A 22,036-nucleotide genomic window follows, 5' to 3' on the forward strand; every position below is an offset into this window, starting at 1 on the left:
TTCCTCTCCTTTTTTCATTAAAATTGTTCTGCCTTTTCTAAGATGAAACGAGCTCATCACCTCCTTTCATGTAACCCTTCTAGACAGAACGGTACGGTTCTAACCCGGCATGGATGTCTCTTGTTTGTGTATAGATCTTTTGATACAGATGGAATAGATCAGCATATATACTTGCATGTTGCTGCTCTGGCTCATAGACTGCGGCTTGATGAATAAATTGATCTGCACATGCCTCAAGTGATGGATACCACTTACAACCAACGGCGGCAAGCATAGCTGCACCTAGAGCAGGCCCCTGTTCATTGTCTAGCTGGATGACCTCAGCCTGAAAAATATCTGCTTGCATTTGAAGCCATGTCCGGCTTCTCGCACCGCCTCCAATGGAAACAATAGAATCTATATGTTTCCCTGCTTGCCGGAATAAGGCGATGGATTCATTTAATGAGAAAGTAATTCCTTCTAACACAGCCCTGACGACATGTGCCCTTTCATGCCGGCTGTCTAAGCCAATCAAGCTTCCACGAATGGTAGAATCCGCATGAGGTGTTCTTTCCCCTACTAAATATGGCGTGAAGAGCAATCCGTTTGCGCCTGGGGCGACATTAGCTGCACCCTCTAACAGCGATTGGAACGACTCCTCGGGAGCCAGTAAATGTTTTACCCAGTTAAGGCTATATCCTGCTGAAAGGGTCACACCCATTGTGTAGAAAGCGTCTTTTTTTGCATGATGAAACAAATGCAAATTTCCTTGAAGCTCTCTTTCATGATCCTCTTCGTAAGAGAGAATGACGCCAGATGTGCCAATGCTGCATAACGTGCGGCCAGAGGATAAAATACCAGCACCAACGGCTCCGCAAGCATTGTCTGCGCCGCCAGCAAAGACTTTTGTCCCTTCTTCTATTCCCGCTTCACGAGCAATATGCGGCAATAGTGTACCGACCTCGGACTCTGATGAAACAAGCGGCGGACAAATATGAGAAGGTATATCAAATGCCTGACAAATCTCTTCACTCCAAGTTTGCTCACCAATATCTAACAGCAATGTGCCCGCCGAATCAGAATAATCAATATGGACATTCCCTGTTAAACGAAATCTAACATAATCCTTTGGGAGTAAAAACAAGTCGATTTGTTGAGCAATTTCTGGTTCATGTTCCTTTACCCATAATAATTTTGGCAGTGTGAACCCTTCTAACGCCTGATTTTTCGTGATCTTTTGCAGCTGTTCCCCCAGCTTCTTTGTGATGCGTGTACATTGCGCTGTCGTTCGTGTATCATTCCATAAAATTGCGGGGCGGAGTACCTGACGAGATTCATTTAATAGAACCAAACCATGCATTTGTCCAGAAAAGCTGATGCCGTCTACTTTCTTTGTATGGACAGGCTGTCTTGTCATCAATTCTTTCATCGCAGCCACCGTCTGCTCAACCCAATCCTCTGGATGCTGCTCACAATATCCAGGCTTATCTTGTATGAGGCGGTAAGGCTTAAAAGCCTCGCAGCACACCTTTCCGCTCTCATCTACTAATATCGCTTTGACCCCGCTCGTTCCAAGATCAATTCCCATTACATACTTCATGTTTTCACTCCTTCAACGCAGGTCCGCTCCTTCAATCAATCTTCTAACAAGTATTGATTGAGCCGTGCTTTCAAATGTTCCTCTCTTCCCGATTCGTTTCTAATTAATGGGTGCTTTAGCGCATACTCTTCTAATGTATGAAAGTTTGCCTTCCCTTCTGAAATGTCACGTCCAATTCCTTCAGAAAAACTGCGATACCGATGCTTTATCACATCTTCAAACACACGATCTTCTATGAGTCGATAAGCGACTCGCAGTCCTTTTGCGAACGCATCCATACCCGCAATATGGGCATATAAAATATCTTCAAGTTCAAAGGAAGCTCTTCTGACTTTTGCATCAAAATTGAGACCGCCAGTTCCTAGCCCACCATTTTGCAGAATTTCATACATGGCAAGAGTTGTCGCATATAAATCGGTTGGGAATTCATCTGTGTCCCAGCCGAGCAGCGTATTTCCTTGGTTCGCATCCACAGAACCGAGCAATCCATGTATTCTTGCGACGCGTAACTCATGCTCAAACGTATGACCGGCGAGTGTCGCATGATTGGCCTCGATATTCAATTTAAAATGTGAATCTAATCCATATTGTTTTAAAAAGGCGATTGATGTCGCTGCATCTGTATCATATTGATGAGTAGTTGGCTCCTTCGGCTTAGGTTCAATTAAAAATTGGCCAGTGTATCCAATTTCTTTTGCATAATCAACAGCCATATGCAAAAATGACGCCATATGATCAAGCTCTCTTTTCATATCTGTATTCAGTAAAGTGTCGTACCCTTCTCGTCCTCCCCAGAAAACGTAATTTTCTGCGCCGAGTTCTTTGGCTGTTTCGATTCCTTTTTTTACTTGTGCGGCTGCGTAGGCAAAGACATCTGCATGACAAGATGTCGCTGCGCCGTGTACAAACCTAGGGTGCTTGAACATGTTGGCCGTGTTCCACAGCAGCTTTATTCCGCTATCTCGCATGTATTCTTTCATTCTTTCTAAAATGATGTCCAATTGTTGATTGGTCTCTTGGAGCGTATCTCCCTCTGGTGCAATGTCACGGTCATGGAATGCAAAATACGGAACATCCAATAGGTCAAACAGTTGAAAAGCCACTTCCAATCTGGCTTTCGCTAAATCCATCCCACTATAGGAGTCCCAGGCTCTTTGCATCGTGCCAGTTCCAAACATGTCTGTTCCATCAGCGGTCAATGTATGCCAATAAGCAACTGAAAAACGCAGATGATCTTTCATCGTTTTGCCGCCTATCATTTCGTTTGGATTATAGTATTTAAAAGCGAGAGGGTTTTTTGATTGTTTTCCTTCATATTGAATCTTTCCAATTCCTTCTAAGCTGTGTAACGTTTTGATCTTTGAGTTGACCATTTTTATTCCTCCTATGAATATACTTCGTAAGTTGATTCAACAAACAAATATTCAATCTGTCATCATTTCACTTTGAATTTTCCATATTTTTTAGTTTTTTAGAAATATTTTCGTTATAATAAAGTTAAAATCATCCTTCATACAAAATACATGCGAAGAAAAGTAGCTTTTTTCTTAACTTAATCTAAAGACGAAACAAATGGAGTGGATAATGTGGATATCGCTGATCAGAACTTTGTGAAAAAAATAAACCAAAAGCTTTTATTAAAAGAAATTCTCCAGCATGCGCCAATTTCCAGAGCAAAATTATCTGAACGCACTGGGTTAAATAAATCGACTGTTTCCTCTCAAGTAAGCACATTAATGAAGGAGCATCTCGTCTATGAAATCGGTCAAGGTGAATCTAGCGGCGGGAGAAGACCGGTTTTGCTGATGTTTAATAAACGTGCTGGCTGCTCTATTGGGATTGATGTCGGCGTTGATTATGTGAATGGCATTTTAACCGACCTTGAAGGGTCTATTCTTCATGAGGAGCAAATGAAACTCCCCTCCAGCTCTCCTGATGTGACCATACGCATATTAACTGAATTAATACAGAAGTTGATGGCAAAAATCCCATCTTCACCATACGGGCTTATAGGTATTGGCCTATGTATACATGGGCTAGTGAATGCAGACGAACAAATCGTGTTTACGCCTCATTCCAAATGGAAAAATGTTGACTTGAAAACAACACTCCAAGACGCATTCCAAGTACCCATCTTCATTGAAAATGAAGCAAATGCCGGTGCATATGGTGAAAAAATCTTTGGTGCCGCTAAGCATTATGACCATTTAATCTATGCCAGCATCGGCACTGGCATTGGGATTGGGATCATTATCAATCATCATTTATACAGAGGCACATATGGCTTTTCTGGTGAAATGGGGCATATGACCATCGACTTTAACGGACCAACATGCAGCTGCGGAAACCGTGGATGCTGGGAACTGTATGCATCTGAGAAAGCCTTGTTTCAGTCCCTTCAAACAAACGATCAGCCCATCTCCCATCAAGACGTGGAACAACTTGCGATGTTAAATGATATGAAAACCCTGAACGCCCTGCGCAACTTTGGTTTTTATCTTGGGGTCGGTCTCACAAACGTCCTACATACCTTTAACCCGCAAGCGATTATTTTGCGAAACAAGGTCATTGAAACGCAGCCAACAGTTCTACGTGTGATCCAAGAGGAGGTATCCTCAAGAATGGATACGCAATTCAGCTCACAAGTAGAGCTGCTTCCTTCGTCATTAGGGCACAATGCACCGGTACTAGGGATGACATCTCTCGTCATAGAAGCGTTCCTTCAAGATGCCACCCTCTCCACATGACATGTTCATAGATAAAAAGAGACAGCTCTTCATGCGTTGTCTTTTTTTATTCCGTTTCCTCATAGCGGAAATAGTTGAAATCGGCAGGAAGACGCTCGCCGCTTGTATCCTGGCACTGCATCCCGACAAATGCCCCTGTAAAAAATCCCCCTCCTCGAATGTAGTCATCGGATAAATGACTTGATTCAAATAACACATCAATTTCCTTCCATTCTCTTTGATCAAAAGAATAGGAATACCTATATGTCTCTTTCTGAACGGTCACTTTTAAATACACATATTTGATCTCTTCGGGAACGACAATTTTTTGTGTCAATGGTTGAGAAAAAGAAAGGTTTTGACAAACAGATAGTTCAAGAATGCGGCCAAGCTCTTCATCATGTGTCACCTGAAGCGCTGTCCAATTTTCCGTATTATAATAATTCACAAGACCAGCAGCTTGCTGAAAATGTTTCGGGAAGAATGAAACAGCTGTTTCTGCTTCAAAATAAAAGCTTTGCCAGCGCCTTGCAACGAAAGCTTGGGTAAACTTAGATGTCAGCGATTCCTGACCGTATAACCTTAAATGCTGAGGTTTCTCTGTTAAAGAACCAATCTGATCAGTAAAAGGGATTCTTAATGTTTGGAAGTGTCTATTTAACGTTGATTCTTTAAATTCATCGACTGTATGATGTGTGGGAGCAAACACCTTTTCGTTTATCGCCGGTGCATCAACCTCCAGTGCCCCCTCTTTTCCCCCTACAACATACGGCCAGTCATCCTTCCATTCGAGCTTTTGAATCGCTGTTTCTCTTCCTAAAGGACACCAACCTCTCTGTTGAAACACTGATTCCTTGCTCGATTGAATAGGGCGGCCAGTAAGATGTGCTAAGTACCATTCATTTGTATGCGTTTGAACGATGGAAGCATGCCCGCATTTTTGCAGCGGATGTTCAGGTGTGTGAAAAGCACTTAAAATTGGGTTATCTGGATGAACTTCATAAGGCCCTTCAATCTGCGGGGAACGGGCGATCGTTGCCGCATGCTCGTACCGGGTACCTCCTTCTGCCGTTAATAAATAGTAGTAATCCCCAATGTGATAGAGATGCGGCGCTTCTGTCAGTTTAATCGGTGTGCCTTTAAAAATAACCTTGCGCTGACCGATAAGTTTCTTTTCCGTTACGCTATATTCTTGCAGGGCAATCCCCGCAAAGGAATGATGCTTTTCCCGGTGGTCCCACAGCATATTTAAGACATATTTCTTCCCGCTTTTATCATGGAATAAAGAGGGATCAAAGCCAGAGCTATTAAGCCGAACCGGTTCGCTCCAATCGCCGTCAACCTCACTTGCCGTGACCAAATAATTATGACCGTCTTTAAATGGGCCATCCACTACTTTGATATCAGAATAAATAAGCCAGAACTGTCCATCTGCATAGCTTAGGCATGGTGCCCAGACTCCGCCAGAATCAGGATTTCCCTTCATGTCCAGCTGTGATGTTTTTTGCAAAGGACGCGCAGCAAGCTGCCAATGGACGAGATCCTTCGAATGATAAATTTGCACCCCTGGAAACCATTCAAATGTAGAGACCGCCATGTAATAATCTTCTCCTACACGGCAAATGCTTGGGTCCGGGTTAAACCCTTTGAGCACTGGATTGATAATTTTCATGCAACTTCCTCCTCTTTCACGACCTACATTTTAAAATCATCCATATGATCGATATACACCTGATCCCTATTCTCAAGCTCCCTCACGACTTTTTTATGCTTTTCTTCATCTAGGTTATAGAAATTAATATCAATCATCGCTAAAATCAGTAAGCATATAGGAATCACCGTTACCGTCATTAAAATGCCAAGTAATGCTTCTGGTGTTTGTACTTGATTCGCGACATAGCCAAATCGATCGAGTACAAGCCCAGGCACAATCCCGCCTAATGCCATCCCAAATTTAAAGAAGAATCCAATGACGGCGTAGATGAGTCCGCCCATCCTTTTCCCTGTTTTATATTCACCATATTCAACTGTCTCAGGAATGAGCGCCCACATATAAGCACCGGCTGTAATACTTCCCGCAGCAGCGACGAGTCTGAAAATAAGTATTAAAGTGATTTGACTTGGCGGTATCACAATTAAAGCGAGAAGACCTACGATATTCAGCAATAAAGAATAATTCAGCAGCTTTTTCTTTCCTAACAGCTTGTGCAGTTTCGGAATAAACGGCAGCACCATTAAAGCTGGCAGACTGCCAATGAGTCCGTACCATTTCACTAAATCTTCTCTGCCAAGGTTATACGTCACATAATAGATCCCAACAGAGTTACTGATTGAGTTCACACCAAAGATAATAATAAAGAAAATGCTTAATACAACAAGCGGGCGATTCACACGCAACTGAACAAAGATATCGCTGAACTTAATTTTTTCTTCTGGTTTTTGAAGCGTGACACGCTCATTCGTACTTTTAAAACAGAAAATCAGTAATGCACCACCAAGCATGCCGAGAAAAGCCATCGTCATCTGCCAGCCAAGTGCGGTATTTCCTGTCGTATCACTTAAAAAGGTCGCAAGAAAAGGAACAAAAAAAGCCACAACTAGACCACCGAGATTAGCAAAAAGCATACGAACGGACGTAATACTGACAACCTCTTGGTTATTTCTTGTCATAGCGGAAGTTAAGGCTCCATAAGGAACATTGATGAATGTGTATGTAAGCGATAAACCAACATACGTGATGTAGGCATAAACGAGTTTACCCATTTCAGAAAAATCAGGTGTTGTAAAACAAAGAATGGCAAGTACCACAAAAGGAAACGCACCGAATAACAAATAAGGTCTAAACCTGCCAAAACGGCTGTTTGTTCGATCGACCAATGCACCAATAAACGGATCTGCAAGTGCATCAATGGCACGAACGACTAAAAACATCGTCCCTGCTGCTGCCGCTGATAAACCATACACATCTGTATAGAAAAATAATAGATACGTAGAGACAGTTGCATAAATCAAATTACAGGCGAAATCCCCTGAAGCATATCCCACTTTTTCAGACATACGAATTTTCTTTAAATTCTCACTAGCCATGAGCTTTCTCCCTTCTTCAGTTAGCCTCTTCTAACGAACAGATGATGGAGGGCAGCAGCAATCAATGCAGAAAATATAAAGCGCTTTCAAATGGTTTCAAAAATGAAGCTGAACATCCCATCCTTTCAGCTTCGCCCACATACGTAGCAAATCAGTTGATTGACGGAATCATCTCCTTCAATATCGGAATCAATGCTTGAAATTCATCTTAGTTTATCGACTAAACAAACTAAGATGAATTCATTTTATATAATCTGATCTGACTTTTCAATATTTTTTGAAAAAATAATCCAAATAATCGGTTTCTTGTCATGATTCTTCTAAAATAACGTTGAAATCTATAAAAAATGAATGAATGGTTGCATTCAAGCTCATCCCATGCTATATTAATCAAGCGATGAGCTGAATTGTGTAAGTCGGGTAACATGTCTCTTTGAGACACACACGAATGTGGCGTGTGGTTATTCCGCCTCAATACGCAAAAGACATCTTCTCAGGAAGATGTCTTTTTTCTTACCCTATTTTTGTTCCATTCTCAACCGGTTCATCTGTCGCTAGTAAAACCACGTCTTCTTTTGACGGCATGCCTCCTAGGACAAGCACTTCTGATTTGAACCCTGCAATTCTTCTTGGCGGGAAATTAACGACTGCTATGATTTGTTTCCCAAGAAGATTCTCCGCTGTATAACGCTTTGTCAGCTGAGCACTAGATTGCTTTAGACCAATTTCTTCACCAAAATCAATCTTGAGTTTCAACGCAGGCACTCTTGCTTCTGCAAAAAATTCTGCCTCGATGATCGTCCCAGCACGAATATCTAACGCTAAAAATTGTTCAATATCTGCCATTTGACTCTCTCCTCTTCATGAAAGATGATTGATTTTCCCATTGTAGCACATTCATTTCGCCAAAAAGGAGATTCAAAAAGCCTATTCAGCGCCAATATCCCCTTTCAGTTTACATAATAAATTTATAGTCTTGTATTAAATGTTTGCATCCTAAAAATGAATTCGGTAGAATGGCAAATAATCCTACTGCTTCCTCTCGAATAATTTTGGGAGGGTTCACACTTGTTTACATTAGCAGATATGTGGACGTTTTGCTGGTCGTTTTTCGTCATTCTTCCTATTGTTGCCATCCTGCATCAGCTTGGCCATATTGTGGTCGCATGGATGTTTGGAGCTAAGGTATCTTTTGCGCTTGGCAGAGGCAAAAAAGTATTGAAAGTAGGCGTCGTTGAAATTAGACGAATCTATTTTCTAGATGCATTTTGCCACTATGAAGAAATGAGAAAAAACAACCGACTGTCGCACATTCTAGTCTACTTAGGCGGATCATTATGCAATCTTCTCAGTGTTCTCATACTGAATACAATGATCGCCAATGATTTCCTGCCTGGACACCAATTTTTCTATCAATTTGCTTACTTCTCAGTCTACTATGTATTTTTTGCACTGCTGCCAGTTCAGTATGCAGATCATCATCCGAGTGATGGGCAAGCGATTGTGAACATCATTCGTCATGGTGAACCATGTGACATCATTGACTAACTTGATGATTTTCGCTGTCAATATGATAACGAATCGTTAAAAAAGGAATACTGAATAGCTTCATTTGATGTAGCGCTGTCAGACGTTTATCCGTCTCCGCTTTCATATGAAAGCTTTCTTCCATTGGCAGTGTCATGGTGATAAAAGGCGTATGCAAGTACAATCCTTCGTCACCGGTACTGCCTTTTGGACATGTGCTTTTTAATAGAAAATCCTCTTTCTCATTAAAAGGCTTTAAAATGGCGGTCAGCTGAGAATATGGCAGCGGCAGCGCAATATTCATATAACCCGTAGCTACATCTTGATGCTGAGCATAAAGCGCAAAAAAGACTTGCTCCCCTTTTTCGTTGTGGCGTATCCACGCCCGTACGTGTTCTCTTTCTTCCTTCGGATGTTGAAATCTAGTCAGACGTCCCTTCATTTCATATGGAATACGAGATGACCCCAAATGAAGCTGACCTATTCTCTTAAACACTGGCTGAAGTAAGCATACAAAAGGTCTCATCCACCAATGAAAATGGACGGCTGCTTTTAATGTAAAAGCCATAGGGTTTTCATAAAATCTGCGAATCACTGGTGACACCTTATTAGCTGAAAACGTCGTTCCATTTAAATCATCAAGTGAATCAACTAACCCCAATTTCTCAGTGTCATGCACGCTTTCCTCTTGAAAAGAAATCATATGAAACCGGCCATGCACTTGCGAAATCGGAAAGTTCTTCTGCTTCAATTGATCCTTCGGCCGTTCAATTAGCCATCCAATTAAACCCGGCAATATCACAAAAAAGGCATTGATACTGCCGTGAAACCAAATCATTTGATCAATGCTGATGTAAGTCACACGCATCAGCATACCAGTGGAGTAAAGGAGAGATAACACGATTGTTCCCATTAAAACAAAGCTAGAAAACACAACCAGCCGTTTTGCCAAAGTTGACCGAAACCTTGTTTTCACACAAAGGATGCCATACATGTAGAGAGAAATCACATAAAGAATGACGCTGAATGTATCAAATAAACGGGAAAAGCTAATCCCAACAGCAATCATCACAGGCGACAGCAAAATCACCCAGCCAGCCGCTTTGTACAACGTGGTCTCTTTTGTTAACTGCCTTCCTAAAAATCCATAAAAAAGCGGAATAAAAAAAGCCGAGTAATGAAAATGAATAGCGGTCAAAAGAACAATGAGCGGCGAAAATGTCATCACCTGTATATCTGCTGTATACAGCCAAAACCACAGCCCGCCTAAAGCAATATACATGCATGCGCCATCAATCATCAGCTCATGAAGCGGAAAGATGCCTCTTTTCAGCAATCGAGCAAAGCCAAATAACGCCAATAGGAATGTATATAAAGCCCAGCCAGATGCAAACCACACGGAATGATAGATAAAAGCAGCAGTTGCACAAAGAGCCGCTAGTGGAAAGGCTTTCATTAAAAAGCCAATCAGCACACCCGGCTTTTGACTCTTCCCTTCTTTCTCAAAAAAATGTAGGCCAGCAGGAAGAAAAAACAGAATCGCCATGAGAACAAAAAATTCTGCTATCGGACCAGTGATCAAACGCGTGGCAATAAAATAAGCCATGAAGATCAGACTGAAGGTCAAATGCCATTTATTCATCATGAGACACCCTTTCGGTAAAACGGCCTTTATATGTAAAAAGAGTTCCAAATAAACGATTTTTCACATGTACATCAATGGTATACTCACCAGCTTGCTCATCGTAACCTTCCGTTACATCTGACACACCATATAGCCATGAAGGCAGCGGCCATTCCCTGCCGAACATGAAGAACTTCTGCCGGCCGGATTGAATATGCAAAAACCCATCCTTTGTTCCTGTAAAATGAAGCTCTGACACAAGAAGTCTAGGCTTTCCAAAATAGTCTAGTACTGTATGACTCTTCTGATCAATGATCATATCTGCATCAAAGTGCCGCTCCTTCTTAGGGAAATAAAACGTTCGAAACCAGTGCATCCCTTTCTCCCTGTTATGTGTCAGAAAGGGCTCATTGACAATTCGGAAAGGAATGTTTTTACCTCTCTCGGGGAAAAAACAGCGAAACAATGGACCGATTCTAAAGAAAAATCGAATGAGTCTCGACCCGCCGCCAATTTCCTCCATGATGCCTTCAGCAACAAACGCGCGGTTATACCTCTCTTTTAGTTTTGGATGCAGCTTATCGTAATCCTTTACTTGATGACGATGAACGACCATGTCTAGCTCCCCTTTTTCTTTTGATGGAAAATACGTCAACACAATCTTTTAAATTAATCATACCTGCAATCGACAAGATGAAAAATGCACTTATCACAAGTGGCTCATGAAGCGTCGTTTGCGGGGATAGGATCCCTATACAAAGCATGATCAGCAGAAAGATGCTTTGCAGCATGAAGAGATATTTCTTAGACAGCTTAGGGATCAGCCATGATACACCTAAAAGCCCATAAAACAATCGAAAACCCGTGCTATGATCAAAAGCGGAATGTGAAAAAGGGATGACCGCTTGGCATAGCCAGACGATGGCAAATAGCAAACAAATTCCGTAATGAGCAAGGGTTCTCTCTAGTAACAGCCGAGGATGCATTCCCTTTTCAAGCCACACCTTTAATGCGCCAAAACTAAAAGCTGTCATACACCCGATCATCGGACGAAAAAGAATTCGGTCTGCCCATGCCCATCCTTTTCCTTCTTTCGTTTCATAATCAAATTGAGTTTGAAATAAAATGTGATCGCTTGTTTTCATATACTTCCAGTAACCGCCGCCTTCTTTGATGAAAGACAAAGGATGCGACGATTTGAATTTGAGCGAGGATGCCCGCTCATTCCGTTCATCCATTATTCTTGTTCGATACGCCCCTGTCCCTGTAACACTTAAACCAAATCCAAGATGCTTTTCATACAAAAAGGATTGGGGCTGTTCATTTTGAGGTTCATTAAACGAAATGGTTGAAAAACGCAAATCCCATTGTTCATGAAGCTTTGGATTTTGCGTATATTCCCATACTTTCTCTATCGGTGCATGAATGGTTGTTTCCACATAAACAGGCTTTCTTTTCATCTGCCTCTACTCCTCTATGTGAATTATTTCACATAATAAGCATACCATGTTTCACAAAACTGTCAAATCTTTATTCTTTTTTGGCAAAAAATTAGCTCAAGGTGGCCACCATTTTAAGATATCGATGCACGACCAAAAAAAGACCTGTCAATAAGACAGATCTCCTTTTTGCAACACACCTGAGATATAAAGCCTGACCGCATAGCTCACACTCTCTTCAAGCTGTTCTTTTCGTTGAAAGCCCTTTTTATTTGAAATATCACCGAAGCCGTGCAATAAGCTTCTTAGCCCTCTGACCACATGTGTCATCTCTTCTTCTTTGACACCAAAGCGGGACATGATGGATTGGACAAATTCAGCAAGGCGCTCTGCCTCGCTTCTTACTTTTTTCTCACTCATATGTGAAAAGGCCGCTTCGTAAAGCCCTGGATGTTCCCGGACAAATTCAACATACTTCCTGGAAAAGGCTAAAACAGCTTCTTCTTTATCCAGCCCCTCTGTTACGTGTATGCCCTCTTCACATAGCATGGACAGGCCTTTTACTGCAAGTGCCGCCTGAATCTCATGAAGACCAGATACGTGATTATAAAGGGATGGTGGTCTGATGTTCAGCTTTCTAGACAATGTAGCAATTGTCAATGCGGAAAAACCCTCTTCATCAACAAATGCAGCTGCTGTATCCATGATTTTTTCTTGCGTGATACCCATTCTTGGAGACACTTTACTGCTCCCCTTTCTTCAGCTGCTGCTGCCTTTTACGAACGGCCGCCTGAAGCTTTTCATGAGGCTCTATGATGAGATCGCCATGTCCTGCAGCAAGACAGGATAAATGAAGTGCCAGTAATTTTTCGGCGCTTTTGAGCGCAGTTTCTGCATCCCATGTAGCAAAAGCTGGGAATGGGAAAGTCCAGCGAAATTCACCCGTAACTGATAAGCCGCCTTTTGTCACAAGAGCATCCCCAGCAATCACAATTCCTGATGCTTCATCGTATAAGGAAATGCTGCCAGGTGTGTGCCCTGGTGTCGCTATGACTTTCAGTGGCCCAATCTCATCTCCTTCTTCGACAAGCACATCCGGTTTGGTGTGAATATTTTTTGAAAAACTGCCTTTGATTTTTTTATGGGGTTCGCCAGGTAGGAGGGACAAATCACCCTCTAACAGGCGTGCATCGCGTTTTGATAAATAGACGACAGCCTCTGGAAATACCTTTTTCACTTCATCTAATGCACCGATATGATCCATATGACTATGGGTGAGAATGATTTTGTGAATAGGTTTGTTCTTTTGACGAGCAAATTCGATGATCGAGTTTGCTGCCATTTTTAACGCAGCATCAATTAAGATAAGTCCATTCTCTTCCTCTAATACATAACAATTTACTGGGAATAATCGCGGCATCAATGTGAGCTGGTGCAGACGGTCAAAAGTTGTCAATCTCATCTAGTGTCCCCCTAAAACTAATGTTGTTAGTTTTATATTAACTAATACTATTAGTTTCAGCAAGCATTTTTTTATCAATCGCAATATAAATATCGATTTGCGCTTCTTTTGGATCTATAGATCGCTCGTCATACCATTCAAAATCGCCTGTATATGTGCGGAAATGACGCTCATCCCACGTCCAAATTTGCTGCCATGTTTCAAACACCACCTCTTCAATCGGACCCTTTTTCGTTCGAAACCTTGCGTAGGTGGACGCAGGAATCTCTTTAGCGTGTTCTAGCTGTGGGTCCGCGAATTGCCCAGCTGTGAATAAATAAGAGCCATGTTCATCTTTTTCATAATCGGAATAGAGCCCTATGACGGGCGCCTGTCCCCCATGAATCTGCTGTGCGAAAAATTGCTGCCAGAGCGGTGCGATTTTACGTTCTTTTGTCTGCTCCATTTCGTTTGTTGTTCGAACAGATAACCCTTTCATCCATTGTTTCTCTAATATCACGATCTCGTACATACATTCTCATCTCCTTTTTTCCATCATACAAAAAGAAACCTGACAACAGTATGTCAAGTTTCTATTCGTTTGAGAAATTGCTTTAACTGGAGATCAAACGCTTCTTTGATCGGCTTCGGCGAAAGAATGTCGACATCTGGACCCAAATAGAATAGGAAACTATTTAACCAATCATCTTCAGGTACAGTGATGGTGGCAAGATAGGTTCCATCTGAACAGACAACCCATTCGTTTTCATCCACCCACTCCTTCACTTTACCTACTGATGCTTCCGTTAACCTAAGTGTTACAGCGCTGACCGAAGGCCGTTCGTGCCAAGAGTCATTCCAAGGCTTCTCTTCGTTTTTGATTCTTTTCGGTTGGAAATCGCCTGAAATAGTGATGAGGTCTGTCATTCTGGTCAGCTTAAACAGGCGAAAAGCTTTTTTCACACAACAAAACGCATACAAATACCAATGCCTTCCTTTTAAGACAAGCGTGTAAGGCTCGACTTTGCGTGTAAGTGTTTCGCCTTTCGCATTACGATACGTGAACTGAATATATTGATGCGCTGAGGCTGCTGTATGGATGAGTTGGAGCTTCTGCTCTGCCTGGCCGTCTTTTCCCCAGGAGCTTAAATCAATGAAAACATGATGCTGTTTTTCGCTTTCATCTGTATGCGTGGGAATAAGAGATTTGATTTTTTTCAGTGCATGCTCACTTTCTTTAAAGGAATACGCACTCGTCATGCTTTCTAGAGCAGTTAAAATGACCTCGATGTCATCATCGGTAAATAATTTTTTCTCTAAACGATAGTCATCAACAAGAGAAATGCCGCCTCCTGCTCCTTGGGTAGTCACAACAGGGATTCCGGCTTGATTGATGGTATCAATATCACGATAAATGGTCCTCACGCTCACTTCGTGAAGTGCCGCAAGATCTTTCGCTTGTACTTGCTTCTTGCTAATGAGCAGCATCACGATCGATAAAATGCGATCAATTTTCATGACTTTTCCTCTTTTTCGTAAATATAGGTTTTGTTTTGATAAAAAAAGAAAGAATGGTAAAGATAAGAAACAGCCAGCATTCGTTTACATCCCTGCATGTGCAGGAGGAGGTTGCATCATGACACATAACGTGTGGCAGTTGTTCATGATTGGAAGCATTATGTTGATCTGTATCATGATTCGAATGAATCGAATGAGACGCTATCAGCTTATTCGCCCGATCAGTCTTTTGATGAGAATGTATGTCTTTGGTCTCTCTGCCCTTATTCTCCTATTAGAAGGATGGCAAAATCACAGTATCTTTATCTATGCCGCTATTGGCATGCTCTTTGGGAGCAGTCTCGCCATTCATGCCTATCAGACGATTCGCAAGAAAGAAGAAAATGGCAGGGTGTATGTAAAAACGAGTAAATGGATTGAAAGCTTCATTTTATGTTTGTTTTTATCCAGGCTTAGTTTTAAATTGGTTGAGCTGACAAACCATTCAATGACCAAGATTAGTGTCTTTGAACTTTATCAGCATATCGTGAGCGATGATGCGATGACCATGCTCAGCTTTTTTCTTTTAGCTGCTTACTATGTCGTTTTTTCTTATCAAATGATGAAAGCGGGTAAACGATCGACACATGTGCATCATGCGTAAAAACCTTCCTATAAGCGTAGGAAGGTTTTTTATCAATCATGCTGTGCATGGTGAATCATCTGTTCAAGCACTTCCATCACATGCTGATCTTCAGGGCTGTAAAAAATCGATGTCCCTGCTCGTCTTGATTTTACGAGACGGAGGTTTTTTAAAAAGCGCAGCTGATGAGAAACGGTTGATTGCATGAGATTCAGTGTTTCCGCTATATCATTTACCGAGTGTTCACCTTGAGACAGCAGGTGCAAAATTCGAATACGCGTCGGATCAGATAAAGCTTTAAAGGTTTGGGAGACAAGAAATAGACTTTCTTCATCCAGCTCCATCCGTTCCTGTTCTTGATTTGTATTCAGTTCTTCCTTCATTTTGCTTCACCTTTCTTGTCCGTCAAATCGCGACTTATTCTATGTATCATCATATACCAAAACGTGCGGCATGCAAAGCCAATACAATTTAAGAAAAAGATTTACTCAAATAGCATTGACACTTGGTAGCATTCTTTTTAAAATGAGCATTATTTATTCATTTTTTTAGAGGAGCTGATAGGCAAATTGACTGAAGAGCCAAGACTAAAACGCAGCCTGACTGTCTTTCCACTCGTTGTGATCGGGCTTGCTTATATGGATCCACTTGTCGTATTTGATTCATACGGCATTGTTGCTCAGCTGACGAAAGGGCACGTCGCTGCAGCTTATATATTTACGTTACTTGCATTACTATTGACAGCGCTTAGCTATGGGAATATGGTGAAGGCTTTTCCAAAAGCAGGATCTGCTTATACATATGCGCAAAAAAGTATTCATCCTCATGTTGGTTTTCTTGTAGGCTGGACACTTTTACTGGATTATTTATTTTTGCCTATGGTCAATTTTGCGATCGGAAGTGCTTATTTAACCGCAGCCTTTCCTGATGTACCTCATTACATTTGGATCATAATACTTGCTATCGCCATAACGACTGTCAATGTAATCGGTATTCGGCTTACAGCCAACATCACGGCACTATTAGTGACCTTCCAAGTCATTGTCGCTGTCACTTTTGTTGGGTTTATTATTTATGGGCTCACGCAGCATGCAGGTACGGGAGAATTACTGTCAGCCCGGCCTTTTTATTCTGCGAGCTTAGATCCAGCGCTTATTTTCTCAGGAGCGACCATTTTATGTTTTTCATTTCTAGGATTTGATGCGATTTCGACCATGTCTGAGGAAACCATTAAGCCAAAAAAGACGATCCCTCTTGCGATCTTTTTAACAGTTGCAATTGGAGGTGTCCTGTTTACCTTGACGTCTTATTTTTTGCAGCAGGTGTTTCCACATTTTCAGCAGTTCAAGCATCCCGATGCTGCCTCACTTGAAATTGCGCAATTTGTAGGTGGAGCATTTCTCCATTCGTTCTTTTTAGCTGGCACAATGGTTGCTGTCATCTCTTCCTCCTTATCGTCACATGCAAGTGCAGCAAGATTGTTATATGCGATGGGAAGAGATGAGTCGTTACCGAAGCGTTTCTTCGGATATATTCATCCGAGGTTAAAAACCCCTATATTTAATATTTTATTAATTGGTGCTTTCTCCTTAACAGCAGTCGTTGGCGAACTTGAAGTCATTTATTCCTTTATTAGCTTCGGCGCGTTGATTGGATTCACTTTTGTGAACTTGTCCGTTTTTGCGTACTATTTCCTCAAACAAAAACAAAGAGGTGTCCTGAACACATTAAGATACGGATTGATTCCTCTGTGCGGGACGGCCTTTTGTATTTGGCTGTTAACAAGCATCAGTGCAAACGCATTAATCATTGGAATGATTTGGCTGATCATTGGTTTTGTTTATTTCTGCTACAGACTAAAAACAAGAGCTGAATTTACATTTGGATATGATTGATTACAAGGATTTCGCTTGGTATCCTGTGCAGGATATGGCATAATAAAAAGGCTGTACTTCCCTTTTAAAAGCGGGGCAAAACAGGGGTGAACTGACCTTGAAAAAGAAAAAAACAGGATGTTTTGCCATTTCAGGCTGTTTCACGATTTTTTTGTTTGTTTTCGTATTAGCTGCCATTGTCATTTCCTTTAATCAAAAGGAATTAAAAAAGCTGCCGATTGATACGGAATCAATTGTTTTGTCGAGATTGGATGATTTCAAGCCGCTTGTAGAAACAGAGTTAAGAGATCAAGATTTAGATCAATATACCGCGTTAATCCTCGGTATGATGTATCAAGAATCAAAAGGCAGAGGCGGAGACCCAATGCAATCCTCTGAATCTCTAGGTTTGAAACGAAATGAAATCAATGACCCTCAGAAAAGCATTAAACAAGGAGTCCATCATTTTTCAGCCATGTACAAGCATGGGAAGAAAAAAGGCGTTGATTTGGAAACCATTATTCAAAGCTATAACATGGGAATCGGCTATATTGATTTTGTTGCAAAAAACGGGGGAAAACATTCCGAGAAACTGGCAAAGCAATACTCCAAAAAGCAAGTGAAACGAAACCCCGAAGCTTACACGTGTGGAGGTAATAAAGATAACTTCCGCTATCCGTATTGCTACGGAGATTTCACTTATGCTGAAAAAGTAAAAGAAAAAACGAAAACAGTTGAAGAAAAGATGAAATTGGCTTCATCATCCACACCATCATCGTAAAAAAAGCACTTCCATTTAGGAAGTGCTTTCAGCGTGTAGACAAACCCTCGCATTCGTTGTCAGTCCTGCGTGCTGGTGCTCACGAATGTCAAATTCGCTCCGCGCCAGTACTCGTCCTTCCTAGACTTCAAAGGTTTTCTATCACGCTGAAAAGAAGACAAAGGGCTAAAACATTTTAGCCCTTTGTCAACAATCTGAGCACTTCCATTTAGGAAGTGCTTATCATTTTATCTCTGTTCTTTCCCGATTTCCGGCAGGATCGTTTTCGCCAAATGCTGATCCATTTCCTCATATTCATCATATTGAATTGTTTCATACAGCTCTTGCCGCGTTTGCATGTCCTTCAGCATTCCTTGCTGCGTCCCCTTCTCCATGATTTCTGTAAATAAACGCTCATACGCTTTTGCAGCAACTCTGAATGATGACACAGGATATATGACCATCTGAAACCCAAACATTGAAAATTCGTCTGCATGATAATAAGGTGTCTTTCCAAACTCCGTCATGTTTGCAAGAAGCGGACCTTTAATGCTGCTTGACGCGTGCGTGAAGTCTTCAGCTGTAATAAGCGCCTCGGGAAAAATAGCATCAGCACCTGCTTCGACATAAAGATTCGCCCTTCGGATGACATCGTCCATCCCATTTACGGACTTTGCATCGGTTCTTGCAATCACCAAAAGCGTGGGTGCAGCTTGTTTAATGGCTTTGATCTTTGCGATCATCTCTTCTACTGGAACAAGTGACTTCCCGTTTAAATGTCCGCATTTTTTCGGCATTTGCTGATCTTCAATTTGAACAGCCGCCACCTTACTCTCAACCATTTCCTTTGCTGCTCTTGCAGCATTTAATACACCGCCATAGCCTGTATCCATATCGACCAAAAGCGGCAGCTGAGAAGCTCGAATGATTTCCTTCGCTTTTTCGGCCATTTCCGTTGAATGGATCATGCCGAGATCAGGAAGCCCTTTGCTGGCACAAAAAGCGGCGCCGGATAAATAGAGCCCTTGAAAGCCCATTTTTTTCGCATAGAGCGCAGACATTCCGTCGTGAACGCCTGGGATTTGAAATAGAGCTGATTTGTGCATTTGTTCTTTAAAGGCTGCGGCTAAATCAGCCTGACTTGATTCTTCATTCACGATCCACACAGTAGCTCCCCCTTATACGACAAATAAGTCCATAAATGCTGGTACCGTCGTTGTTTTTAATTGATTTGGATTTTGGCAGAGTGACACAATTTGCTCTACTTGTTTTTGTGGAAATCTCGTCTTCAAATGATAGATCCATTTCTTTTCAAGCAGCGGAATGCCTTCCTGCCTTCTTCTGCGATGACCAAGTGGATATTCAATTTCAATTCGATCTGTCATCGTTCCGTCTTTAAAGAAGATTTGCACACAGTTTGCAATCGATCTCTTTTTCGGATCTAAATAATCCTCTGTATAACGTGTATCTTCTTTGACCACCATTTGGTCCCGGAGACGATCAATCGCTGGATTTTGAGCCGTTTCTTCTTCATAATGGTCAGCTGTGAGCTCACCATAGATCAATCCAATCGCTGTAATATATTGCAAGCAATGATCGCGGTCGGCCGGGTTATAAAGCGGCCCCTTCTTATCAATAATCCGAATCGCTGATTCATGTGTTGTAATCTCTACTCGGTCAATGTCGTCTAATCGATCTTTAACAGCGTCATGCAGCATCACAGCTGCCTCAGCAGCCGTCTGTGCATGGAACTCAGCAGGATAAGCAATTTTGAAAAGGACATTTTCAATAACGTATGATCCTAGCGGCTGAGCGAGTGTGAGTGCTTTTCCTTTCATGAGAACATCTTCAAAGCCCCACTTTTCTGCGCTAAGCGGCGTTTCATAGCCCATTTCCCCTTTTAGTGTCATCATTGCGAGTCTCACTCCACGGCTTGTTGCATCTCCTGCCGCCCATGATTTCCTTGATCCTGTGTTTGGGGCATGGCGATATGTTCTAAGCGGGGAATTATCAACAAACGCTTGTGATAAAACATGCTGGACTTCTTCCTTCGTTCCTCCAAGCATCGCACACACAACTGCACTTGTTGCCACTTTGACAAATAATACATGATCCAAGCCATTTCGATTCAGACAATTTTCTAAAGCCAGCACACCTTGAATTTCATGTGCCTTGACGATCGCATGCAGTACGTCATTCATCGAAAGCGGCTCTTCACCATTTGCAAGCCGCGTTCTGCTGATGTAATCACTCACAGCTAATATCCCGCCTAAGTTATCTGACGGATGCCCCCACTCCTGCGCTAGCCATGTGTCATTATAATCTAACCAGCGAATCATACAGCCTATATCAAAAGCCGCTTGGACAGGATCGAGTACAAACGAGGTACCTGGAACTCTTGCTCCGTTAGGCACAACGGTTCCAGGTACAATGGGTCCAAGATGCTTCGTACATTCAGGAAAATTGAGCGCCAGCATTCCGCAGCCGAGTGTGTCTATGAGCACATACCTTGCCGTTTCAATGGCTTCTTTGCTCGTAATTTCTCCGTCTACTGCATAGGCTGCGATTTCTTCTAATAGCTGATCTGTTTGATTGGCCACTGCTGTTTTATTCATGTTCATTCCCCCATTTGTCCATCATCATTTGAAACTTTTAATCCTCTTGGCCCTAAATACCGGACTCTCGGTCTAAAAATACGATTATGCAAATGCTGTTCTATGACATGTGCGGCTAACCCGCTAGCTCTTGCAGCAAAGAAAATGGGTGTATAAAGTGAAATCGGAATCCCGAGCACATAATAAATAGGTGCTGCATAATAATCAAGGTTTGGATAGAGGTTTTTCTTCTCTTTCATGTATGCTTCACCTGCTACACACATGTCATAAAGCGTTGTATCTCCCTTTGATTCCGTAAGCGTTTTCAATGAACGTTTCAAAAGAGCGGCCCGCGGGTCCATTTTTCTCATGTATACCCTGTGGCCAAAGCCCATCATTTTTTCTTTTGCTGCTAATTTGCGCTCAATCAGCGCAAGGAAACCTTCTGTTGTTTGTCCTTCAAGAAGCATGTGCATAACAGCTTCATTCGCTCCTCCGTGCAAGTCACCTTTTAAAGAAGAGATCGCTCCCGTAAAAGCACCATACATATCGGCATGTGTGGATGCGATGACTCTAGCGGCAAACGTTGAATTAGGCAGTTCATGTTCACTATATAATGTGAGTGTTTGGTCAAAAGCGGTGATTTCGTCCTGTGTTGGAGTGCGTCCTGTTAGCATGGCTAAAAAGGTTTCGGTGTAGGATTTGGTCTGATCTGGAGAAATAGCGGCGTCTTTTGTGAGTATATGGTAGCTTCCAGCAACAATGGCCGGCAGCTGACCTAGTAATCGAACGGCACGCCTTTGCTGGCACGCTTCTGATCGATCATGTAATGCCTCATCATACCCACTAAGAGCAGAAATGCATGTTCTCATGGCATCCATAGGATGAGTGGTTTTTGGCAGCGTTGTTAAAATCGTTTGAATGGTTGGATGTAAGCTAGTTTGTGAGGAAATATCCTGCTGAAATTGGTGATATTCCATAGCATCTGGTAATCTTCCATAAATAAGCAGATAAGCTGTTTCTAAATAGGTCTTTTTTTGTGCCAATTCGATGAGGTCATACCCGCGAATTACAATTTCTTCTTGCTGCACATCTAAATAGGAGATAGACGTTTCGCTTGCTACAATGTCTTCAAGCCCCGGTTTATACTGCAGTTGTTCAGTCATCATATAACCCCCGTTTCGTTCAATTGTTGTTCTCCAAACGAGCAAACGGCCAGAAATGATGTGATTCTATAGATGGGAA

General features: G+C 42.0%; 21 protein-coding genes. 5 read left to right on the plus strand and 16 right to left on the minus strand.

The annotated features are described in order from the left end of the window. Positions 1-79 precede the first annotated feature (79 nt). Positions 80-1,579, minus strand: a complete 1,500-nt coding sequence (gene xylB, locus C5695_RS09630) for a xylulokinase (RefSeq protein ID WP_117730540.1) — start codon at positions 1,577-1,579, stop codon at positions 80-82. Positions 1,580-1,614: 35 nt separating this feature from the next. Further along, on the minus strand, positions 1,615-2,952 hold the full coding sequence (gene xylA, locus C5695_RS09635; protein ID WP_117730541.1) for a xylose isomerase: 1,338 nt from the start codon (positions 2,950-2,952) through the stop codon (positions 1,615-1,617). 213 nt (positions 2,953-3,165) lie between these two features. Between xylA and C5695_RS09640 the strand changes: the two genes are divergently transcribed. After that, positions 3,166-4,326, plus strand: a complete 1,161-nt coding sequence (locus C5695_RS09640; RefSeq protein WP_117730542.1) for an ROK family transcriptional regulator — start codon at positions 3,166-3,168, stop codon at positions 4,324-4,326. A gap of 46 nt (positions 4,327-4,372) precedes the next feature. Here the strand turns inward: C5695_RS09640 and C5695_RS09645 are convergent, their stop codons facing one another. From C5695_RS09645 to csaA, 3 genes are all read right to left on the minus strand, one after another. After that, on the minus strand, positions 4,373-5,977 hold the full coding sequence (locus C5695_RS09645; protein WP_117730543.1) for a glycoside hydrolase family 43 protein: 1,605 nt from the start codon (positions 5,975-5,977) through the stop codon (positions 4,373-4,375). A 23-nt stretch (positions 5,978-6,000) separates the two neighbouring features. Continuing rightward, positions 6,001-7,392: an MFS transporter gene (locus tag C5695_RS09650; RefSeq protein ID WP_117730544.1), complete on the minus strand. Its 1,392-nt coding sequence runs from the start codon at positions 7,390-7,392 to the stop codon at positions 6,001-6,003. Between the two features lie 513 nt (positions 7,393-7,905). Beyond that, positions 7,906-8,238: a chaperone CsaA gene (csaA, locus tag C5695_RS09655; RefSeq protein WP_117730545.1), complete on the minus strand. Its 333-nt coding sequence runs from the start codon at positions 8,236-8,238 to the stop codon at positions 7,906-7,908. Between the two features lie 222 nt (positions 8,239-8,460). Between csaA and C5695_RS09660 the strand changes: the two genes are divergently transcribed. Then, a complete protein-coding gene (locus tag C5695_RS09660; RefSeq protein WP_117730546.1) occupies positions 8,461-8,940 on the plus strand; it encodes a site-2 protease family protein in 480 nt (159 codons plus the stop codon). On the opposite strand, the gene C5695_RS09665 is transcribed toward C5695_RS09660, so the two are convergent. From C5695_RS09665 to C5695_RS09695, 7 genes are all read right to left on the minus strand, one after another. Continuing rightward, positions 8,930-10,561, minus strand: coding sequence for a YndJ family protein (locus C5695_RS09665; RefSeq protein ID WP_117730547.1), 1,632 nt, complete (start codon positions 10,559-10,561; stop codon positions 8,930-8,932). The two genes, C5695_RS09660 and C5695_RS09665, sit on opposite strands and share 11 nt — an antisense overlap. Next, positions 10,554-11,159 carry a DUF4166 domain-containing protein gene (locus C5695_RS09670; RefSeq protein ID WP_117730548.1) on the minus strand — a complete coding sequence of 202 codons (606 nt, stop codon included), beginning with the start codon at positions 11,157-11,159 and terminating at the stop codon, positions 10,554-10,556. The genes C5695_RS09665 and C5695_RS09670 overlap by 8 nt, the downstream gene beginning before the upstream one ends. Next, a complete protein-coding gene (locus C5695_RS09675) occupies positions 11,122-12,003 on the minus strand; it encodes an MFS transporter (protein WP_117730549.1) in 882 nt (293 codons plus the stop codon). Before C5695_RS09675 ends, C5695_RS09670 begins: the two co-directional genes overlap by 38 nt. A 147-nt stretch (positions 12,004-12,150) precedes the next feature. Then, entirely contained in the window at positions 12,151-12,723 is a 573-nt protein-coding gene (locus C5695_RS09680; protein WP_117730550.1) for a TetR/AcrR family transcriptional regulator, read from the minus strand. Position 12,724: 1 nt separating this feature from the next. Further along, positions 12,725-13,444 carry an MBL fold metallo-hydrolase gene (locus C5695_RS09685; RefSeq protein ID WP_117730551.1) on the minus strand — a complete coding sequence of 240 codons (720 nt, stop codon included), beginning with the start codon at positions 13,442-13,444 and terminating at the stop codon, positions 12,725-12,727. Positions 13,445-13,481: 37 nt separating this feature from the next. Continuing rightward, positions 13,482-13,955 (minus strand): GyrI-like domain-containing protein, encoded by a 474-nt coding sequence (locus C5695_RS09690; protein ID WP_117730552.1) that lies wholly within the window; start codon positions 13,953-13,955, stop codon positions 13,482-13,484. A 53-nt stretch (positions 13,956-14,008) separates the two neighbouring features. Further along, positions 14,009-14,941: a helix-turn-helix transcriptional regulator gene (locus C5695_RS09695; protein ID WP_117730553.1), complete on the minus strand. Its 933-nt coding sequence runs from the start codon at positions 14,939-14,941 to the stop codon at positions 14,009-14,011. 118 nt (positions 14,942-15,059) lie between these two features. Between C5695_RS09695 and C5695_RS09700 the strand changes: the two genes are divergently transcribed. After that, complete coding sequence (locus tag C5695_RS09700; protein ID WP_117730554.1) at positions 15,060-15,584, plus strand: CcdC protein domain-containing protein; 525 nt, start codon at positions 15,060-15,062, stop codon at positions 15,582-15,584. A 32-nt stretch (positions 15,585-15,616) separates the two neighbouring features. Here the strand turns inward: C5695_RS09700 and czrA are convergent, their stop codons facing one another. Beyond that, a complete protein-coding gene (czrA, locus tag C5695_RS09705) occupies positions 15,617-15,946 on the minus strand; it encodes a Zn(II)-responsive metalloregulatory transcriptional repressor CzrA (RefSeq protein ID WP_007500691.1) in 330 nt (109 codons plus the stop codon). Positions 15,947-16,132: 186 nt separating this feature from the next. Here czrA and C5695_RS09710 point away from each other — a divergent pair, with 186 nt between their 5' ends. Both C5695_RS09710 and C5695_RS09715 read left to right on the plus strand, forming a co-directional pair. Continuing rightward, entirely contained in the window at positions 16,133-17,458 is a 1,326-nt protein-coding gene (locus tag C5695_RS09710; RefSeq protein ID WP_117730555.1) for an APC family permease, read from the plus strand. A 97-nt stretch (positions 17,459-17,555) separates the two neighbouring features. Continuing rightward, the gene (locus tag C5695_RS09715) at positions 17,556-18,218 is read left to right on the plus strand and encodes a lysozyme family protein (protein WP_117730556.1); all 663 of its coding nucleotides are present in this window, start codon (positions 17,556-17,558) and stop codon (positions 18,216-18,218) included. Between the two features lie 227 nt (positions 18,219-18,445). Here C5695_RS09715 and prpB read toward each other — a convergent pair whose 3' ends face one another. From prpB to mmgD, 3 genes are read right to left on the minus strand one after another with little or no spacing between them, the layout of a single operon-like run. Beyond that, positions 18,446-19,363 (minus strand): methylisocitrate lyase, encoded by a 918-nt coding sequence (gene prpB, locus C5695_RS09720; protein ID WP_117730557.1) that lies wholly within the window; start codon positions 19,361-19,363, stop codon positions 18,446-18,448. A 12-nt stretch (positions 19,364-19,375) separates the two neighbouring features. Beyond that, entirely contained in the window at positions 19,376-20,812 is a 1,437-nt protein-coding gene (locus tag C5695_RS09725; RefSeq protein ID WP_117730558.1) for a bifunctional 2-methylcitrate dehydratase/aconitate hydratase, read from the minus strand. 2 nt (positions 20,813-20,814) lie between these two features. Next, positions 20,815-21,957: a citrate synthase gene (gene mmgD / locus C5695_RS09730; protein WP_117730559.1), complete on the minus strand. Its 1,143-nt coding sequence runs from the start codon at positions 21,955-21,957 to the stop codon at positions 20,815-20,817. Between the last annotated feature and the right edge of the window lie 79 nt (positions 21,958-22,036).

Origin of the sequence: Bacillus pumilus (assembly GCF_003431975.1) — a bacterium.
Classification (GTDB): domain Bacteria; phylum Bacillota; class Bacilli; order Bacillales; family Bacillaceae; genus Bacillus; species Bacillus pumilus_N.

What these genes read in the sequence shown, in the direction of transcription:
- xylB (WP_117730540.1), bottom strand. Translation starts at nt 1,579, where the DNA reads ATGAAGTATGTAATGGGAATTGATCTTGGAACGAGCGGGGTCAAAGCG.
- xylA (WP_117730541.1), bottom strand. Translation starts at nt 2,952, where the DNA reads ATGGTCAACTCAAAGATCAAAACGTTACACAGCTTAGAAGGAATTGGA.
- C5695_RS09645 (WP_117730543.1), bottom strand. Translation starts at nt 5,977, where the DNA reads ATGAAAATTATCAATCCAGTGCTCAAAGGGTTTAACCCGGACCCAAGC.
- C5695_RS09650 (WP_117730544.1), bottom strand. Translation starts at nt 7,392, where the DNA reads ATGGCTAGTGAGAATTTAAAGAAAATTCGTATGTCTGAAAAAGTGGGA.
- csaA (WP_117730545.1), bottom strand. Translation starts at nt 8,238, where the DNA reads ATGGCAGATATTGAACAATTTTTAGCGTTAGATATTCGTGCTGGGACG.
- C5695_RS09665 (WP_117730547.1), bottom strand. Translation starts at nt 10,561, where the DNA reads ATGAATAAATGGCATTTGACCTTCAGTCTGATCTTCATGGCTTATTTT.
- C5695_RS09670 (WP_117730548.1), bottom strand. Translation starts at nt 11,159, where the DNA reads ATGGTCGTTCATCGTCATCAAGTAAAGGATTACGATAAGCTGCATCCA.
- C5695_RS09675 (WP_117730549.1), bottom strand. Translation starts at nt 12,003, where the DNA reads ATGAAAAGAAAGCCTGTTTATGTGGAAACAACCATTCATGCACCGATA.
- C5695_RS09685 (WP_117730551.1), bottom strand. Translation starts at nt 13,444, where the DNA reads ATGAGATTGACAACTTTTGACCGTCTGCACCAGCTCACATTGATGCCG.
- C5695_RS09690 (WP_117730552.1), bottom strand. Translation starts at nt 13,955, where the DNA reads ATGTACGAGATCGTGATATTAGAGAAACAATGGATGAAAGGGTTATCT.
- C5695_RS09695 (WP_117730553.1), bottom strand. Translation starts at nt 14,941, where the DNA reads ATGAAAATTGATCGCATTTTATCGATCGTGATGCTGCTCATTAGCAAG.
- C5695_RS09700 (WP_117730554.1), top strand. Translation starts at nt 15,060, where the DNA reads ATGACACATAACGTGTGGCAGTTGTTCATGATTGGAAGCATTATGTTG.
- czrA (WP_007500691.1), bottom strand. Translation starts at nt 15,946, where the DNA reads ATGAAGGAAGAACTGAATACAAATCAAGAACAGGAACGGATGGAGCTG.
- C5695_RS09725 (WP_117730558.1), bottom strand. Translation starts at nt 20,812, where the DNA reads ATGAATAAAACAGCAGTGGCCAATCAAACAGATCAGCTATTAGAAGAA.
- mmgD (WP_117730559.1), bottom strand. Translation starts at nt 21,957, where the DNA reads ATGACTGAACAACTGCAGTATAAACCGGGGCTTGAAGACATTGTAGCA.